This window comes from Streptomyces durbertensis (assembly GCF_014156695.1).
GTDB classification, from domain to species: domain Bacteria; phylum Actinomycetota; class Actinomycetes; order Streptomycetales; family Streptomycetaceae; genus Streptomyces; species Streptomyces durbertensis.
The window spans coordinates 1-16,171 of the sequence record NZ_WMLF01000078.1 but is presented as its reverse complement, the minus strand read 5'-3'; the positions used below and the strand labels follow the sequence as shown (position 1 = coordinate 16,171).

Below are 16,171 nucleotides of genomic sequence, written 5' to 3'. Positions count from 1 at the left end.
GTTTCGGGGTGGGCGGTCACCGTGGCGCGGACGCCGTAGACGTCGGCGAGCAGGGATTCCGTCAGGACCTCCGCCGGGGTGCCGTGCGCCGCGACCGTGCCGGAGCGCAGGACGTACAGCCGGTCGCAGAAGTAGGCGGCGAGGTTGAGGTCGTGCAGCGCGACGAGCGAGGTCGCCGGGAGGCGGCGCAGGACGCCGAGCACGTCGAGCTGGTGGCGGATGTCGAGGTGGTTGGTCGGCTCGTCGAGGACCAGGAGACGAGGCTGCTGGGTGAGTGCCCTGGCGATGAGGACACGCTGCCGCTCGCCACCGGAGAGTTCGGCGAAGGCGCGGTCCACCAGGTCCGTCGCGTCGGTGACGCGGAGGGCGCGCTGGACGAGTGCGGAGTCGTGTGTGTTGTCGCCGTCCAGGAGGCGTTTGTGCGGGGTCCGGCCCATGGCGACCACGTCGCGTACCGTCAGGTCGAAGTCGGCGGCGGGCTCCTGGACGACGGCGGCGAGTGCGCGGGCCACGTCCCGGACCGGGAGCCGCCAGACGTCGTCGCCGTTGACGCGGACTGTGCCGCTTGCCGGTTTCCGTACGCGGTAAACCGCCCGGAGGAGTGAGGACTTGCCACTGCCGTTGGGGCCGACAAGGCCGATCACCTCGCCCGGACGGGCGTGCAGCGACACGTCCTGGACGAGGCGGTGAGCGCCGGCGGTGACGGACACCCCGTCCACGTCGAGTTCGACCGGCGCGCCGGCGGTCAGGCCGTCGACCGGGGCGGCGACCGGGTCGGCGACCGCGGGTTGGGTCATCTCCCTTTCCTCCCGTACGGGTTGACGCGCGGCCGGCTTCGGTGAGGTCTTGCTCATCGGGCACCTCCCCCGCCGGCGCGGCGGGCGTCGCGGCGCATCAGCCACAGGAAGAAGGGCCCGCCGCACAGCGCGGTGAGCACGCCGACGGGGATCTCCTGTGGCGCGGCCACGACGCGGGCGGCGACGTCCGCCCAGACGAGGAAGATCGCTCCGGCGAGCGCGGTGGCGGGCAGCAGCCTGCGGTGGTCGCCGCCCACGACCATGCGCATGATGTGCGGCATCATCAGCCCGACAAAGCCGACCGGGCCGGCGGCCGCCACCAGCACACCCGTGACCAGGGACAGCAGGACGAACATCCGCATCCGGAAGCGCCCGACGTCCAGGCCCATCGTGGTGGCGGTCTCCTCCCCGGCGAGGAGGAGGTTGAGCGAGCGGGCCCGGAGCAGCAGGACGCCGATCGCGGCGAGCAGGACGAGTACCGGGAGCCAGAGCACCGACCAGCCGACCCCGCCCAGGCCGCCGAGGGTCCAGGAGAGCACCTCGCGGGCCTCGTTGCCCCGTTCACTGGTGAGCAGGATCAGGTGGGTCGCCGCCGACAGCACGGCGGCGACCGCGACACCGGAGAGGATCAGCCGCAGGGACGTGATGCGACCGGCGGTGCGGGCGGCGCCGTACACCAGGAACATCGTCGCCAGGGAGCCCGCGAACGCCGCCGCCGACAGCGACATCGTGCCCAGCCAGGTCGCGCCGGTGACGATGACCACGACCGCGCCCAGCGAGGCGCCGGACGAGATGCCCAGCAGGTAGGGGTCGGCGAGCGGGTTGCGGACCAGGGCCTGCATGGCGGTGCCGACGACCGCGAGGCCGGCGCCGACAACCGCGCCGAGCAGCACGCGGGGCGCGCGTACGTCGACGATGATCGTCTCCCGCGCCCGGGTCCAGTCCGGGTCGGGCCAGGGCAGTCCGAGCTGGTGGCTGAGGATGCCCCAGACCTGCCCGGGCGGCACCGACACCGAGCCGATCGCCACCGCCACCGTCATCGAGGCGAGCAGCGCGGCGGCCAGCAGGAGCAGCAGCGCGGGATAGCGCAGCCGCCGCACGGCGGACGGCGCCGCCGGACCGGCGGCGGCCTCGGCGTCGGGTGTCTTGTCGTGCGGCGCGGTCGCCACGGACCCGGTCCCGGTCCGTGGCGCTCGCCCGGTCACTCGAACCGCTCGGGGTGCAGCGCCTTTGCCATGTCCTCGACGGCGTACGGGGGCCGTACGCCGACCAGCGTCGCGGTCAGCGGGACGACCACAAAGCGCTTGTTCCTGATCGCCGGGACGTCGGCGAGCGCCGGCTGGGAGAGCAGGAACTTCTTCTTGCTCTCGACGCTGCCCGCGCCCGCGTAGTGGTAGATCGCGATGACCTCCGGCTTGCGGTCGATGACCTGCTCCCAGGACACGTCGGCGAAGACCTCGTCGACGTCGGCGAAGATGTTCTTCCCACCGGCGAGTCGGATGATCTCGGTACCCAGTCCCCGGCCGCCGGCGGTGAAGGCGGACTTGTCGCCGCTGTCGTAGACGAAGACCGGGACGGGCTTCCTGTCCTCGACCTTCTTCGCGACCGCGTCGACCTTGCCGCGGAGCTCGGCGTTGAGCTTCTCGGCCCGGTCGGCCACGCCGAACATCTCGCCCAGCGTGCGGATCTCGGCGTGGACGTCCTTCATGGTGGCGCTCTTGGCGCCCTCGCAGTACTCGCGGTTGAGGTGGGTGTTGATGCCGGCCTTCTCGAACGCGGCCCGGGAGCGGCCGGTCTTCTCGGCGAAGGCGCTGGCGTAGCCGCCGTAGACCAGGTCGGGCTCGGCCTCCAGCACGTTCTCGAAGGAGGGTTCCTTCTTCGACAGCTCCGGGATCGCCTTGAACTTCTCGCGGTACTCGGGCAGGACTGCCGAGTCGGGGAAGGCGGTGCCGACCATCCGCTTCTCCAGGCCGAGCGCGAGCATCAGCTCGGCGGGGTGCTGGTGGATGGTGACCACGCGCTCGGGCGGCTGTTCGTAGGTGGTCTTCACGCCGCAGTTGGTGACGGTGAGCGGGAAGCCGTCGGCTTCCGCGCGCTTGCCGGACTCGGCGCGGTCCGGCGTTCCGCAGGCGGTGAGCAGGCCCACCGCCATGACAGGGGCGAGGGCCAGGCCGATGGCCCGGTGCCGGTCGCCGCTCGCCCGGCGGGGTCGGTCGCCTCGCGGGCTGGTGGACGGTATGCCGCGTCGGCCGTTGTTCACGTGTGTTGTTCCTCCTGCGGAGTCCGCGCTCCTCGGAAAGGTCCGCGACGGGTCAGTCTCCTGACTTCCCGGGCGCGGCGCGCGCTCGACGCGCACGCGGGCCACCCGGGTCACAGTGGCGGGACCGTGCCGGACTCACACCGGCTTCCTGGCTCCCGTCGCGGTTGGACGTCAGCAGCGTACGTGAGTGGCGGCGTCCGCGAACCGGCGCGTGGTGCGCCTCACAGGCGCCCTCGACCCGACCGCACGCCCCACCACGGGCGCTGCCGTCACGGACGCCGCCGCACCGGGCACTGCCGCCGCACGCACCCGCCGCTCTACACTGCAAGCCCGTGCTCGGCGAAGGAGACGCGATGGCCGCCGCTTTGGTCCTCCTCGCGGGGGCGTGGTACCTCGTCGCGGCGGCGCTCCTGGTGGCGCCCGGCTACGCCGCCCTCGCGCCCACGGCCGCCGTCTCGGCCGCCGTGGGTGTGCTCCTGACCGTCGGAGGGCTGCGGATGGCACGTGGCGTCGTGGCTGCCGGGCGGCGGTGGGCGCGGCGCGGCGCACTGCTCGCCCTCTTCGCGGTGCTGGTGCCGACGGGGCTGTTGGCCCTCGGTGTTCTTCTCACGTGGGATCCGGAACGCCTCGTCCGGGTCGCCGTCGCCACGCGGTTCTTCGACTACGTCCTGGCAGGTGGTGTGCCGGCCGCCGTTGTGCTGGCCGTCACCCGTCGCCGACCGGTGCGGGCTGCGGAGAGGTGAGCTCCGAGGCCGAGCGATCCGGCCGGTAACGACGGACGGCCGCGTTCCCCGGGAAGGGGAACGCGGCCGTACCGCCGGAACACACGGCGCGGAAGGCGCCGAAGGCGCCGTTACGCCGCGGCGTCCTCGCGGCCGAGGGCCGCGAGCGCCCGCTTGGTGACGTCGGCCACCGCGCCGAGCGCGGAGAGCGTCGTGACGAGCCCCTGCGCCTTGTAGTAGTCGATGATCGGCTCGGTCTCGCTGTGGTAGACCTCGAGCCGCTTGCGGACCGTGTCCTCGCGGTCGTCCTCGCGCTGGTACAGCTCCCCACCGCACACGTCGCAGACACCCGACTCCTTGGAGGGGCTGTACTCGACGTGGAAGATGTGGCTGCTGTCCTTGCGGCACATGCGCCGGCCGGCGATGCGCTTGACGACCTCGTCCTCCTCGACCTCCAGATCGAGGACGGCGTCCAGCGAGAGCTTCTCGTCCTTGAGGATCCCGTCCAGCGCCTCGGCCTGGGCGAGGTTGCGGGGGAATCCGTCGAGGAGGAAGCCGCCCTCGGCGTCCGCCTGGTCCATCCGGTCCTTCGCCATGCCGATGGTGACCTCGTCGGGTACCAGCTGGCCGGCGCGCATGTACTCCTGTGCCTTCTGCCCGAGCTCTGTGCCCTGGCTGATGTTGGCGCGGAACAGGTCGCCTGTGGAGATGTGTGGGATGGACAGGGTCTGGGCGAGCAGCGCAGCCTGCGTGCCCTTGCCCGCGCCCGGCGGTCCGACGAGGACGATACGCATCAGCGGAGGAACCCTTCGTAGTTGCGCTGCTGGAGCTGGCTCTCGATCTGCCGAACAGTTTCGAGTCCAACACCGACGATGATCAGGATGGATGTCCCGCCGAACGGGAATTCACCCTGCGCGTTGAACGCGATCAGCGCGACGGTGGGCACCAGGGCGATCAGCCCGAGGTAGATGGCTCCGGGCCACGTGATGCGGTTCAGCACGTAGCTCAGGTACTCCGCCGTGGGGCGTCCGGCCCGGATGCCCGGGATGAACCCACCATACTTCTTCATGTTGTCGGCAACTTCTTCGGGGTTGAAGGAGATGGCCACGTAGAAGAAGGCGAAGAAGACGATCAGCAGGAAGTACGTAAGCACGTAAAGCGGGGCATCCTGCGCCTGCAGGTTGTTGCGGACCCAGTCCGCCCAGCCCGCCTGGGAGTCGCTGAACTGGACGACCAGCGCCGGAATGTAGAGCAGCGACGAGGCGAAGATGACGGGAATCACACCCGCCTGGTTGACCTTCAGCGGAATGTAGGTCGACGTCCCACCATATGAACGCCTGCCGATCATGCGCTTGGCGTACTGGACCGGAATGCGGCGCTGCGCCTGCTCGACGAAGACCACCAGGCCGACCATGGCGAGGCCGCAGACGATCACGGTGCCGAACTCGATCCAGCCGTCGGCCAGGTCGCCCTGGACCTTGATCGCCCACAGCGCGCCGGGGAAGCCGGCGGCGATGGAGACGAACATCAGCATCGACATGCCGTTGCCGATGCCGCGGTCGGTGATCAGCTCACCGAGCCACATGATCAGCGCCGTGCCGGAGGTCATCACGATGACCATGGAGATGACGACGAACATCGAGCCGTCCGGCACCACCTGGGCGGCGACGGAACAGCCGGAGAAGAGAGTGCCGCTGCGCGCGGCGGCGACCAGACCGGTCGCCTGCAGCACGGCGAGCGCGATGGTCAGGTAGCGCGTGTACTGGGTGATCTTCGCCTGGCCGGCCTGACCCTCCTTCTTCAGCGCCTCGAGTCGTGGGATCACCACGACGAGGAGCTGCAAGATGATGCTGGCCGTGATGTACGGCATGATGCCGAGCGCGAAGATCGTGATCTGCATCAGTGCGCCACCACTGAACATGTTCACCAGATCGAACAGACCCGACTGGCCGCTCTTCGCCTCGTCCTTGCACATCTGGACGGCTTCGTAGCTGACGCCGGGGGTCGGGATCTGGGATCCGAGCCGGAAGAGCACGATGATGCCCAGCGTGAACAGCAGCTTCTTGCGCAGGTCGGGCGTCTTGAACGCCCGGGTGAACGCGCTGAGCACGGTACCTCCTGCGGCCTCCGCGTCCTACGCGAGAGGTGACGGTCTAAAAACGACGGATATGACAGTGGTGGATCGGTCCCCCCACGACCCGGCCACACGCGAGCGCGGGACCGGGCAGTGCCAGCCACCTTACCGGCGACAGGCCCGCCCGTGGAACGACCAACCGGGGATGCCCGTTCCTGGGCATCCCCGGTTGTTGCTACGCCATGGGCTCAGACGAGCTCGGTGACGCTGCCGCCGGCGGCGGTGATCTTCTCCTTGGCGGAGCCGGAGACGGCGTCGACCGTCACCTGCAGCGCCACGGAGACCTCGCCGGTGCCGAGCACCTTGACGAGGCTGTTCTTGCGCACCGCGCCCTTGGCGACCAGGTCGGCCACCGTGACCTCGCCGCCCTCGGGGTAGAGGGAGGCGAGCTTGTCCAGGTTCACGACCTGGTACTCGGTGCGGAACGGGTTCTTGAAGCCCTTGAGCTTGGGCAGCCGCATGTGCAGCGGCATCTGCCCACCCTCGAAGCGCTCGGGAACCTGGTAGCGGGCCTTGGTGCCCTTGGTGCCACGACCGGCCGTCTTACCCTTCGACGCCTCACCACGACCGACACGGGTCTTGGCGGTCTTGGCGCCCGGGGCCGGACGGAGGTTGTGGAGCTTGAGCGGCTTCTCTTCAGCCATCTCAGTTCACCTCCTCGACCGTCACGAGGTGCCGCACGGTGTGAACCATGCCGCGGACCTCGGGGCGGTCCTCCTTGACGACCACGTCGTTGATCCGCTTCAGACCGAGGGTCCGGAGCGTCTCACGGTGGTTCTGCTTCGTACCGATCACGGAACGGGACTGGGTGATCTTGAGCTGCGCCATCACGCACTCACCCCAGCCCGAGCCCGCAGCAGCGCGGCGGGCGCGACGTCCTCGAGCGGCAGGCCACGACGGGCGGCGATCTCCTCGGGGCGCTGCAGGCCCTTCAGAGCGGCCACCGTGGCGTGCACGATGTTGATCGGGTTGGACGAGCCGAGCGACTTGCTCAGCACGTCGTGGATGCCCGCGCACTCCAGCACGGCGCGCACCGGGCCACCGGCGATCACACCGGTACCGGGAGCAGCCGGCTTGAGCAGCACGACACCGGCCGCGTCCTCACCCTGGAACGGGTGCGGGATGGTGCCCTGGATGCGGGGGACCTTGAAGAAGTTCTTCTTGGCCTCCTCGACACCCTTGGCGATGGCGGCCGGAACTTCCTTGGCCTTGCCATAGCCGACACCGACGGTGCCATCGCCGTCGCCCACCACGACAAGCGCGGTGAAGCTGAAGCGGCGACCACCCTTCACAACCTTGGCGACGCGGTTGATCGCGACGACCCGCTCGACGTACGCGGTCTTCTCGGCGGCAGCGCCACCGTCCCGCCGGTCCTTACGGTCCCGTCGCTCGCCGCCACCGGCGCCGCCACCGCGGCGCTGGGGTCCAGCCATTGGAAATACCTCTCTCGTCTGTCCGCTAGCTACGGAACCGGCTCAGAACTTGAGCCCGGCCTCGCGGGCGGCGTCCGCCAGCGCGGCGATGCGCCCGGCGTACTGGTTGCCACCGCGGTCGAAGACAACAGTCTCCACGCCGGCGGCCTTGGCACGCTCGGCGACCAGGGCGCCGACCTTCTGAGCGAGGGCGCTCTTGTCACCCTCCGCACCGCGGATGGAGCTGTCCATCGAGGACGCCGAGGCCACGGTGTGGCCCTTGATGTCGTCGATGACCTGCGCCACCATGTGCCGGTTGGAACGCGTCACGACCAGCCGCGGACGCTCGGAGGTACCCGAGATCCTCTTGCGGATGCGGATGTGACGGCGCTTGGCAGCAGCGCGCTTGTACGCGTCGCCCTTGGCGATCTTCACGCCGTATGCCATGGCTTACTTACCAGCCTTTCCGACCTTGCGGCGGATGACTTCGCCCTCGTACTTGATGCCCTTGGCCTTGTACGGGTCGGGCTTCCGCAGCTTGCGGATCTTCGCGGCGACCTCGCCGACCTTCTGCTTGTCGATCCCCTCGACCGAGAAGCGGGTGGGCGACTCGACCTTGAAGGAGATGCCCTCGGGCGCCTCGATCAGGATCGGGTGGCTGTAGCCCAGCGCGAACTCCAGGTTGGAGCCCTTCGCCTGGACGCGGTAACCGACACCGCTGATCTCGAGCTTCTTGACGTAGCCCTGGGTCACGCCAGTGATCATGTTCGCCACCAGCGTGCGGGACAGGCCGTGCAGGGCCTTGTTCCGGCTTTCGTCGTTCGGGCGCGAGACGACGACAGCGCCGTCCTCACCCTTGGCGACCTCGATGGGCGCTGCGACGGCGTGCGAAAGGTTGCCCTTGGGGCCCTTCACCGCGACCGTACGGCCATCGATGGTGACGTCCACACCGGCGGGAACCTGGATGGGGAGCTTGCCGATTCGCGACATGGCTTTTCCTCCGTTCCCTTCCGTTACCAGACGTAGGCGAGGACTTCCCCACCCACGCCCTTCTTCTGCGCCTGCTGACCGGTGAGCAGACCGTGCGACGTGGAGATGATCGCCACGCCCAGGCCGCCCAGCACACGGGGCAGGTTGGTGGACTTTGCGTAGACCCGCAGACCCGGCTTCGAGATGCGCTTGATGCCGGCGATCGAGCGCTCGCGGTTCGGGCCGTACTTCAGCTCGAGGACGAGGTTCTTGCCCACGGGGGCGTCCTCGACCTTCCAGCCGGTGATGTAGCCCTCCTGCTTGAGGATCTCCGCGATGTGCGACTTGATCTTGCTGTGCGGCATCACGACATCGTCGTGATACGCCGAGTTCGCGTTTCGCAGACGCGTCAGCATGTCTGCGATCGGATCGGTCATGGTCATGTGATGGCCTTCGGCCTCTCTCGCCGGGGTTTCCTGTATGCGCCATCCCTCTCCCCGCTCAGGGGCGGGACGGGTGCGGCGCGGGGACCTACGGCGTAGTAAGCGACTTCTTGCGGGCGCGCTGCCCGCGTGCGGTCACGGTCGGCGGGCGCCCAACCCGACAAGCCTAAGGCATGTCGGATCGGGCCCCACCGACCAGATGCTTACCGAGAGCTCTGGCTGGTTCCCAAGTAGGGAATTACCAGGAGCTCTTGGTCACGCCCGGCAGCTCGCCGCGGTGGGCCATCTCACGAAGGCACACGCGGCACAGGCCGAACTTGCGGTAGACGGAGTGCGGACGACCGCAACGCTGGCAGCGCGTGTAGCCACGCACGGCGAACTTCGGCTTGCGGGCGGCCTTGGCGATCATCGCCTTCTTCGCCATGGTCAGTTCTCCTTGAACGGGAAGCCGAGGTGACGCAGCAGGGCGCGGCCCTCGTCGTCGTTGGTCGCCGTGGTGACCACGGTGATGTCCATGCCCCGAACCCGGTCGATCTTGTCCTGGTCGATCTCGTGGAACATGACCTGCTCGGTGAGACCGAAGGTGTAGTTGCCCCGACCGTCGAACTGCTTCGGCGACAGACCGCGGAAGTCGCGGATGCGCGGCAGAGCGAGGGAGAGCAGCCGGTCCAGGAACTCCCACATGCGGTCACCGCGGAGGGTGACGTGGGCGCCGATCGGCTGACCCTCACGCAGCTTGAACTGCGCGATGGACTTGCGGGCCTTGGTCACGGCCGGCTTCTGACCGGTGATCGTGGTGAGGTCGCGGATGGCGCCCTCGATCAGCTTGGAGTCGCGGGCGGCGTCGCCCACACCCATGTTGACCACGATCTTGGTGAGACCAGGGATCTGCATGACGTTCTCGTACGAGAACTCCTCACGCATCTTGTCCTTGATCTCGTCCCGGTAGCGCTGCTTGAGACGGGGGTTCGCCCTGGCGGTGTCAGTGGTGGCAGTCATCAGATGTCCTCACCGGTCCGCTTGGCAACGCGGATCTTGTTGCCGTCCTCGTCGAAGCGGTAGCCGACGCGGGTGACGACCTTGTTGCCGTCCTTCTCCACGACGAGCTGAACGTTGCTCACGTGGATCGGGGCCTCGGTCGTCACGATGCCGCCGGTCTTGGAACCGCGAGCGGTCTGGCCGGCCTTGGTGTGCTTCTTGACCCGGTTGACACCCTCGACCAGGACGCGGTCCTCGCGCGGGTAGGCCACGATGACCTTGCCCTGCTTGCCCTTGTCCTTACCGGTGATGACCTGGACCAGGTCGCCCTTCTTGATCTTCATGCTCACAGCACCTCCGGCGCGAGCGAGATGATCTTCATGAACTTCTTCTCGCGCAGTTCACGGCCCACGGGGCCGAAGATACGGGTGCCGCGGGGGTCACCGTCGTTCTTGAGGATGACGGCGGCGTTCTCGTCGAAACGGATGTACGAGCCGTCCGGGCGACGACGCTCCTTGACGGTGCGCACGATGACGGCCTTGACGACGTCACCCTTCTTCACGTTGCCACCGGGGATCGCGTCCTTGACGGTGGCGACGATGACATCGCCGATGCCCGCGTAGCGGCGACCCGAGCCACCGAGAACACGGATGCAAAGGATCTCCTTCGCGCCCGTGTTGTCGGCGACCCGAAGTCGCGACTCCTGCTGGATCACGTCTATCTCCTGATCGTCTGCCGGTTCCCGGCAGGGGCGTCCGTCACGGATGCGCCCCTGCCGAGCCTGGCGGAACTGTCCAGAAGGCGATTGCCTTCAGGAATTACTTGGCCTTCTCGAGGATCTCGACGATGCGCCAGCGCTTCGTCGCGGACAGCGGCCGGGTCTCCATGATGAGGACCCGGTCGCCGATGCCGGCGGCGTTCTGCTCGTCGTGCGCCTTGAGCTTGTTCGTACGGCGGATGACCTTGCCGTACAGGGCGTGCTTGACGCGGTCCTCGACGGCGACGACGACGGTCTTGTCCATCTTGTCGCTGACGACCAGACCCTCGCGGGTCTTGCGGAAACCGCGCTCGTTGCTGTTCTCAGTCACATTCGTCTCGCTCATCAGGCGCTCTCCACCGTCTCGATGCCCAGCTCGCGCTCGCGCATCAGGGTGTAGATCCGGGCGATGTCCTTGCGGACGGCCTTGAGCCGGCCGTTGTTCTCCAGCTGTCCGGTCGCCGCCTGGAAGCGGAGCTTGAACAGCTCCTCCTTGGCCTCGCGAAGCTTGACGACGAGCTCCTCGTCGTTGAGCTCACGCAGCTCGTTGGCCTTGGTAACGGCCGCCATCACGCCTCACCTGCCTCGCGCCGCACGATCCGGCACTTCATCGGAAGCTTGTGAGCAGCGCGGGTGAGCGCCTCACGAGCAATCTTCTCGTTCGGGTAGGACAGCTCGAACATCACCCGACCGGGCTTGACGTTCGCGATCCACCACTCCGGCGAACCCTTACCGGAACCCATGCGGGTCTCGGCGGGCTTCTTCGTGAGCGGGCGGTCCGGGTAGATGTTGATCCAGACCTTGCCGCCACGCTTGATGTGGCGGGTCATGGCGATACGAGCGGCCTCGATCTGCCGGTTGGTCACGTAGGCGGCGGTGACGGCCTGGATGCCGTACTCGCCGAACGAGACCTCCGTGCCGCCCTTGGCCATACCCGACCGCTTCGGGTGGTGCTGCTTGCGGTGCTTGACCCTGCGCGGGATCAGCATGACGGTCAGGCCTCCGTTCCGGTGCTGTCAGCGGCAGCGGGAGCGGCGGGCGCCTCGGCCTTGGGGGCCTCGGCCTGGGCCTGCTGGGCCTGCTGCTGCGGCTTGCGGCCACGGCGCTCGCCACCGCCACCACCACGGCGGGGGCGGTCGTTGCCACCACGCGACGGGCGGTTGCCGGCGCGCGCGGCGGCGTTCTCGGCGCGGACCTCGGCGATGTTCTTCACGTCGCCCTTGTAGATCCACACCTTGACGCCGATGCGGCCGAAGGTGGTCTTGGCCTCGAAGAAGCCGTAGTCGACGTTCGCGCGGAGGGTGTGCAGGGGCACACGGCCCTCGCGGTAGAACTCCGAGCGGGACATCTCGGCGCCGCCGAGACGACCGCCGCACTGGATCTTGATGCCCTTGGCGCCGGCCTTCATCGTCGACTGCATGCTCTTGCGCATGGCGCGACGGAAGGAGACGCGGGAGGACAGCTGCTCGGCGACGGCCTGGGCCACCAGCTGAGCGTCCAGCTCCGGGTTCTTCACCTCGAGGATGTTGAACTGGATCTGCTTGCCGGTCAGCTTCTCGAGCTGGCCGCGGATCCGCTCCGCCTCCGCACCGCGGCGGCCGATCACGATGCCCGGGCGGGCGGTGTGAACGTCGACGCGGACGCGGTCGCGGGTGCGCTCGATCTCGACCTTGGAGATGCCGGCCCGCTCCATGCCCTGCGTGAGCAGGCGGCGGATCTCGACGTCTTCCTTGATGTAGTCCTTGTACAGCTTGTCGGCGTACCAGCGGGACTTGAAGTCCGTGGTGATGCCGAGCCGGAACCCGTGCGGGTTAACCTTCTGGCCCATTACCGGGTTCCTTCCTTGCTGCTGACGACCACGGTGATGTGGCTGGTCCGCTTACGGATCCGGTACGCGCGACCCTGCGCGCGCGGCCGGAACCGCTTGAGGGTCGGGCCCTCGTCGACGTAGGCCTCGGAGATGAAGAGGCTGTCGACGTCGGTGTGGTCGTAGTTGTGCGCGGCGTTGGCGATGGCGCTGTCAAGCACCTTGCCCACCGGCACGCTCGCGGCCTGCGGGGCGAAACGCAGGACCGCCTGAGCCTCCGTGGCGCTCATGCCACGGACAAGGTCCACCACGCGGCGGGCCTTCATGGGCGTGACACGCACGTAGCGCGCCTGGGCCCTGGCTTCCATGGTTGTCCCTTCGGTGTCAGTCATAGTCTTCGCACTCCGCCGATCAGCGACGACGCGACTTGCGGTCGTCCTTCACGTGGCCGCGGAAGGTGCGGGTCGGCGCGAACTCGCCGAGCTTGTGGCCGACCATCGACTCGGTGACGAACACCGGGACGTGCTTGCGGCCGTCGTGCACCGCGATCGTGTGGCCGAGCATGGCCGGGACGATCATCGAGCGGCGGGACCAGGTCTTGATGACGTTCTTGGTGCCGGCTTCGTTCTGGACATCCACCTTCTTGATCAGGTGGTCGTCGACGAAGGGCCCCTTCTTGAGACTGCGCGGCATCTGAACCCGCTCCTAGCGCTTCTTGTTCGTCTTGCGGCGGCGGACGATGTACTTGTTGCTGGCCTTCTTCGGCGAGCGAGTACGTCCTTCCTTCTTGCCCCACGGCGACACCGGGTGGCGACCACCGGAGGTACGACCCTCACCACCACCGTGCGGGTGGTCGATCGGGTTCATGACCACACCGCGGACGGTCGGGCGGACGCCCTTCCAGCGCATACGGCCGGCCTTGCCCCAGTTGATGTTCGACTGCTCGGCGTTGCCGACCTCGCCCACAGTGGCGCGGCAGCGGACGTCGACCAGGCGGATCTCACCGGACGGCATACGCAGGTGGGCCATGCGGCCCTCCCTCGCCAGCAGCTGCACGGAGGCACCGGCGGAGCGGGCGAACTTCGCACCGCCGCCGGGCCGCAGCTCGATGGCGTGGATGACCGTACCGACCGGGATGTTGCGCAGCGGCAGGTTGTTGCCGGGCTTGATGTCGGCGCCCGGGCCGTTCTCGACGCGGTCGCCCTGCTTCAGGCCGGCCGGCGCGATGATGTAGCGCTTCTCGCCGTCGGCGTAGTGCAGCAGCGCGATGCGCGCGGTGCGGTTCGGGTCGTACTCGATGTGCGCGACCTTGGCCGGCACGCCGTCCTTGTCGTGACGACGGAAGTCGATCACGCGGTAGGCGCGCTTGTGGCCACCGCCCTGGTGGCGAACGGTCACACGACCGGCGTTGTTACGGCCGCCCTTGCTGTGCAGCGGGCGGACCAGCGACTTCTCCGGCGTGGACCGCGTGATCTCGACGAAGTCGGCGACGCTGGAGCCACGACGGCCCGGGGTCGTCGGCTTGTACTTGCGGATACCCATTTCTCAGTCCTCGTCCGATATCGGACGAACCAGCTCCGTTAGGAGACCGGCCCGCCGAAGATGTCGATACGGTCGCCCTCGGCGAGGGTCACGATGGCGCGCTTGGTGTCAGCGCGCTTGCCGAAACCGGTGCGGGTGCGCTTGCGCTTGCCCTGCCGGTTGATCGTGTTGACCCCGTTGACCTTGACCGAGAAGACCGCCTCGACGGCCTGCTTGATCTGGGTCTTGTTGGCGCGCGGGTCCACGACGAACGTGTACTTGTTCTCATCGAGCAGCGCGTAGCTCTTCTCGGAGACCACGGGCTTGATCAGGATGTCCCGGGGGTCCGTGAACGTCTTGCTCGTGACCGTGCTCGCGGCGGTCTCGGCGTTCTGAGTCGGCTCGCTCATCAGGCGTCGCTCCCTTCGAGCTCAGCCCCGGTACGGCTGGCCACGAAGGACTCGAAGGCGGCCTTCGTGAAGACCACGTCGTCGGAGACGAGCACGTCGTACGTGTTCAGCTGGCCCGGCTCCAGGATGTGCACCTGGGGCAGGTTGCGGGTGGACAGCCACGCGGCCTCGTCCGAACGCTCGGCGACGAGCAGCACGTGCTTGCGCTCGCTGATCTTGCCGAACAGGTTCTTGGCGGCCTTGGTGGAGATGTCGCCCTCGACCACGCCGGTCACGACGTGGATGCGGTTGTTGCGCGCCCGGTCGGTGAGGGCACCGCGCAGGGCGGCGGCCTTCATCTTCTTCGGGGTGCGCTGCGAGTAGTCGCGCGGCACGGGGCCGTGGACCACGCCACCGCCGGCGAACTGCGGCGCGCGGGTCGAACCCTGACGGGCGCGACCGGTGCCCTTCTGGCGGTACGGCTTCCTGCCGCCACCACGGACCTCGGCGCGGGTCTTGGTCTTGTGCGTGCCCTGGCGGGCGGCGGCCAGCTGCGCGACGACGACCTGGTGGATCAGCGGAATGCTGATCTTCGCGTCGAAGAGCTCCGCGGGGAGGTCGACGGTCCCGGTCTTGTCGCCTGCCGGCGAAAGGATGTCAATGCTGCTCATGGGTTACCTCAGGCCCCCTTGGCCGCGGTACGGACCAGGACGAGGCCGCCGTTCGGACCGGGAACCGCGCCCTTGATGAGCAGCAGTCCCTTCTCCGCGTCAACGGCGTGGACGGTCAGGTTCTGGGTGGTGACCCGCTCGTTGCCGGCGCGGCCCGCCATGCGCATGCCCTTGAAGACACGGCCGGGGGTGGCGCAGCCACCGATGGAACCGGGCTTGCGGTGCACGCGGTGGGCACCGTGGGAGGCCTTGCCGCCGTGGAAGCCGTGACGCTTCATGACACCGGCGGTGCCCTTGCCCTTGGACTTGCCGGTCACGTCGACCTTGAGGCCGGACTCGAACACCTCGGCGGTGAGCTCCTGGCCCAGGGTGTACTCGGCGGCGTCGTTGGTGCGGATCTCCACCAGGTGACGGCGGGGAGTGACGTCGGCCTTGGCGAAGTGGCCCTTGAGGGGCTTGTTCACCTTGCGCGGGTCGATCTCGCCGAAGGCGATCTGGACGGCCTCGTAGCCGTCGCGGTCTGCGGTGCGCACCTGGGTCACGACACAGGGACCGGCCTTGACGACGGTCACCGGGACGACACGGTTGTTCTCGTCCCAGACCTGCGTCATGCCGAGCTTCTCGCCCAGGAGGCCCTTGATCTGCTTAGCCATCTTCCGACACCCCTCAGAGCTTGATCTCGATGTCGACGCCGGCCGGCAGGTCCAGGCGCATCAACGAGTCAACGGTCTTGGGAGTCGGGTCGAGGATGTCGATGAGGCGCTTGTGGGTGCGCATCTCGAAGTGCTCGCGCGAGTCCTTGTACTTGTGCGGCGACTTGATGACGCAGTACACGTTCTTCTCTGTGGGCAGCGGCACCGGGCCCGCGACCGACGCACCAGTACGGGTCACCGTCTCGACGATCTTCTTCGCCGAGTTGTCGATGACCTCGTGGTCGTAGGCCTTGAGCCGGATGCGGATCTTCTGTCCCGCCATGGCTACTTCGTAGTCCTGTCTCTCGTAAACGCTCCGGTACCCGGTGGAACCGACACCCCGCCAGCCGACTCCCCGACCCACGCGGTCGGGCGTGTCGCAACCCTTCCCGTACCGCGCCCAGACGTATCCGACACGGATCCGCATGGAAGCGTCCCTGGAAGGGGAAGAAGGGGGAAGGAAACCCACCGGATGCCTGGCTGGAAGCCCCTCCCGCGCTTCCCGGAAGATTCCCGTACTTCCGTCCCTGATCAGGGACGACGAGTACATCGGGACTCGCTTCCAGTCCTCCCGGCGGGAGGCGCACGGCATCGGCACTCAACCGAGCAACCTGGCTAG

At 68.2% G+C, this 16,171-nt stretch carries 28 protein-coding genes and 1 riboswitch; of the genes, 2 read left to right on the top strand and 26 right to left on the bottom strand.

Translation table 11 applies throughout. The annotated features are described in order from the left end of the window. The 3 genes from GL263_RS08065 to GL263_RS08055 all read right to left on the bottom strand — a co-directional run. Positions 1–854 (bottom strand): ABC transporter ATP-binding protein (locus tag GL263_RS08065; RefSeq protein ID WP_228456228.1); only part of this gene is annotated, 854 nt, incomplete at its 3' end. After that, positions 851–1,888, bottom strand: coding sequence for a FecCD family ABC transporter permease (locus GL263_RS08060; protein ID WP_228456231.1), 1,038 nt, complete (start codon positions 1,886–1,888; stop codon positions 851–853). The genes GL263_RS08060 and GL263_RS08065, both read right to left, overlap by 4 nt. A gap of 110 nt (positions 1,889–1,998) precedes the next feature. Beyond that, on the bottom strand, positions 1,999–2,949 hold the full coding sequence (locus GL263_RS08055; protein ID WP_182854897.1) for an ABC transporter substrate-binding protein: 951 nt from the start codon (positions 2,947–2,949) through the stop codon (positions 1,999–2,001). 141 nt (positions 2,950–3,090) lie between these two features. After that, positions 3,091–3,231: riboswitch (cobalamin riboswitch) on the bottom strand. 179 nt (positions 3,232–3,410) lie between these two features. Here GL263_RS08055 and GL263_RS08050 point away from each other — a divergent pair. Further along, positions 3,411–3,800: a hypothetical protein gene (locus GL263_RS08050; protein ID WP_182854896.1), complete on the top strand. Its 390-nt coding sequence runs from the start codon at positions 3,411–3,413 to the stop codon at positions 3,798–3,800. A 110-nt stretch (positions 3,801–3,910) separates the two neighbouring features. On the opposite strand, the gene GL263_RS08045 is transcribed toward GL263_RS08050, so the two are convergent. From GL263_RS08045 to rpsJ, 23 genes are all read right to left on the bottom strand, one after another. Then, positions 3,911–4,573 carry an adenylate kinase gene (locus GL263_RS08045; protein ID WP_182854895.1) on the bottom strand — a complete coding sequence of 221 codons (663 nt, stop codon included), beginning with the start codon at positions 4,571–4,573 and terminating at the stop codon, positions 3,911–3,913. Beyond that, positions 4,573–5,889 (bottom strand): preprotein translocase subunit SecY, encoded by a 1,317-nt coding sequence (secY, locus tag GL263_RS08040; protein WP_182854894.1) that lies wholly within the window; start codon positions 5,887–5,889, stop codon positions 4,573–4,575. Before secY ends, GL263_RS08045 begins: the two co-directional genes overlap by 1 nt. A gap of 212 nt (positions 5,890–6,101) precedes the next feature. Continuing rightward, positions 6,102–6,557 (bottom strand): 50S ribosomal protein L15, encoded by a 456-nt coding sequence (gene rplO, locus GL263_RS08035; RefSeq protein WP_182854893.1) that lies wholly within the window; start codon positions 6,555–6,557, stop codon positions 6,102–6,104. 1 nt (position 6,558) lies between these two features. After that, positions 6,559–6,741, bottom strand: coding sequence for a 50S ribosomal protein L30 (gene rpmD / locus GL263_RS08030; protein ID WP_182854892.1), 183 nt, complete (start codon positions 6,739–6,741; stop codon positions 6,559–6,561). Next, positions 6,741–7,346: a 30S ribosomal protein S5 gene (gene rpsE / locus GL263_RS08025; RefSeq protein ID WP_182854891.1), complete on the bottom strand. Its 606-nt coding sequence runs from the start codon at positions 7,344–7,346 to the stop codon at positions 6,741–6,743. The genes rpmD and rpsE overlap by 1 nt, the downstream gene beginning before the upstream one ends. A gap of 42 nt (positions 7,347–7,388) precedes the next feature. Continuing rightward, positions 7,389–7,772: a 50S ribosomal protein L18 gene (gene rplR / locus GL263_RS08020; RefSeq protein WP_182854890.1), complete on the bottom strand. Its 384-nt coding sequence runs from the start codon at positions 7,770–7,772 to the stop codon at positions 7,389–7,391. A 3-nt stretch (positions 7,773–7,775) separates the two neighbouring features. After that, positions 7,776–8,315, bottom strand: a complete 540-nt coding sequence (rplF, locus tag GL263_RS08015) for a 50S ribosomal protein L6 (RefSeq protein ID WP_143647350.1) — start codon at positions 8,313–8,315, stop codon at positions 7,776–7,778. 23 nt (positions 8,316–8,338) lie between these two features. Then, positions 8,339–8,737, bottom strand: a complete 399-nt coding sequence (gene rpsH, locus GL263_RS08010) for a 30S ribosomal protein S8 (RefSeq protein ID WP_143647349.1) — start codon at positions 8,735–8,737, stop codon at positions 8,339–8,341. Between the two features lie 238 nt (positions 8,738–8,975). Beyond that, positions 8,976–9,161, bottom strand: coding sequence for a type Z 30S ribosomal protein S14 (locus GL263_RS08005; RefSeq protein WP_182854889.1), 186 nt, complete (start codon positions 9,159–9,161; stop codon positions 8,976–8,978). A gap of 2 nt (positions 9,162–9,163) precedes the next feature. Next, positions 9,164–9,736: a 50S ribosomal protein L5 gene (gene rplE, locus GL263_RS08000; protein WP_182854888.1), complete on the bottom strand. Its 573-nt coding sequence runs from the start codon at positions 9,734–9,736 to the stop codon at positions 9,164–9,166. Then, positions 9,736–10,059: a 50S ribosomal protein L24 gene (rplX, locus tag GL263_RS07995; protein WP_182854887.1), complete on the bottom strand. Its 324-nt coding sequence runs from the start codon at positions 10,057–10,059 to the stop codon at positions 9,736–9,738. The genes rplE and rplX overlap by 1 nt, the downstream gene beginning before the upstream one ends. Positions 10,060–10,061: 2 nt before the next feature. Next, complete coding sequence (gene rplN, locus GL263_RS07990; RefSeq protein WP_003998823.1) at positions 10,062–10,430, bottom strand: 50S ribosomal protein L14; 369 nt, start codon at positions 10,428–10,430, stop codon at positions 10,062–10,064. 103 nt (positions 10,431–10,533) lie between these two features. Then, entirely contained in the window at positions 10,534–10,818 is a 285-nt protein-coding gene (gene rpsQ / locus GL263_RS07985; RefSeq protein ID WP_143647344.1) for a 30S ribosomal protein S17, read from the bottom strand. After that, positions 10,818–11,042: a 50S ribosomal protein L29 gene (rpmC, locus tag GL263_RS07980; protein WP_143647343.1), complete on the bottom strand. Its 225-nt coding sequence runs from the start codon at positions 11,040–11,042 to the stop codon at positions 10,818–10,820. Before rpmC ends, rpsQ begins: the two co-directional genes overlap by 1 nt. Then, a complete protein-coding gene (gene rplP / locus GL263_RS07975; RefSeq protein WP_182854886.1) occupies positions 11,042–11,461 on the bottom strand; it encodes a 50S ribosomal protein L16 in 420 nt (139 codons plus the stop codon). The genes rpmC and rplP overlap by 1 nt, the downstream gene beginning before the upstream one ends. Positions 11,462–11,466: 5 nt before the next feature. Continuing rightward, on the bottom strand, positions 11,467–12,300 hold the full coding sequence (gene rpsC / locus GL263_RS07970) for a 30S ribosomal protein S3 (protein WP_182854885.1): 834 nt from the start codon (positions 12,298–12,300) through the stop codon (positions 11,467–11,469). Beyond that, on the bottom strand, positions 12,300–12,647 hold the full coding sequence (rplV, locus tag GL263_RS07965) for a 50S ribosomal protein L22 (RefSeq protein ID WP_143647360.1): 348 nt from the start codon (positions 12,645–12,647) through the stop codon (positions 12,300–12,302). The genes rpsC and rplV overlap by 1 nt, the downstream gene beginning before the upstream one ends. 43 nt (positions 12,648–12,690) lie before the next feature. Next, a complete protein-coding gene (gene rpsS / locus GL263_RS07960; RefSeq protein WP_143647340.1) occupies positions 12,691–12,972 on the bottom strand; it encodes a 30S ribosomal protein S19 in 282 nt (93 codons plus the stop codon). 12 nt (positions 12,973–12,984) lie between these two features. Beyond that, on the bottom strand, positions 12,985–13,821 hold the full coding sequence (rplB, locus tag GL263_RS07955) for a 50S ribosomal protein L2 (RefSeq protein ID WP_143647339.1): 837 nt from the start codon (positions 13,819–13,821) through the stop codon (positions 12,985–12,987). 38 nt (positions 13,822–13,859) lie between these two features. Continuing rightward, on the bottom strand, positions 13,860–14,210 hold the full coding sequence (gene rplW / locus GL263_RS07950; RefSeq protein ID WP_182854884.1) for a 50S ribosomal protein L23: 351 nt from the start codon (positions 14,208–14,210) through the stop codon (positions 13,860–13,862). Then, positions 14,210–14,860 carry a 50S ribosomal protein L4 gene (gene rplD / locus GL263_RS07945; protein ID WP_182854883.1) on the bottom strand — a complete coding sequence of 217 codons (651 nt, stop codon included), beginning with the start codon at positions 14,858–14,860 and terminating at the stop codon, positions 14,210–14,212. Before rplD ends, rplW begins: the two co-directional genes overlap by 1 nt. Positions 14,861–14,868: 8 nt before the next feature. Then, on the bottom strand, positions 14,869–15,513 hold the full coding sequence (rplC, locus tag GL263_RS07940) for a 50S ribosomal protein L3 (RefSeq protein ID WP_143647336.1): 645 nt from the start codon (positions 15,511–15,513) through the stop codon (positions 14,869–14,871). A gap of 13 nt (positions 15,514–15,526) precedes the next feature. Then, positions 15,527–15,835 carry a 30S ribosomal protein S10 gene (gene rpsJ, locus GL263_RS07935; protein WP_016473429.1) on the bottom strand — a complete coding sequence of 103 codons (309 nt, stop codon included), beginning with the start codon at positions 15,833–15,835 and terminating at the stop codon, positions 15,527–15,529. A 142-nt stretch (positions 15,836–15,977) separates the two neighbouring features. On the opposite strand from rpsJ, the gene GL263_RS28280 reads away from it, so the two are divergent. Then, on the top strand, positions 15,978–16,171 hold a 194-nt coding region (locus tag GL263_RS28280; protein ID WP_228456226.1), incomplete at its 3' end, for a hypothetical protein.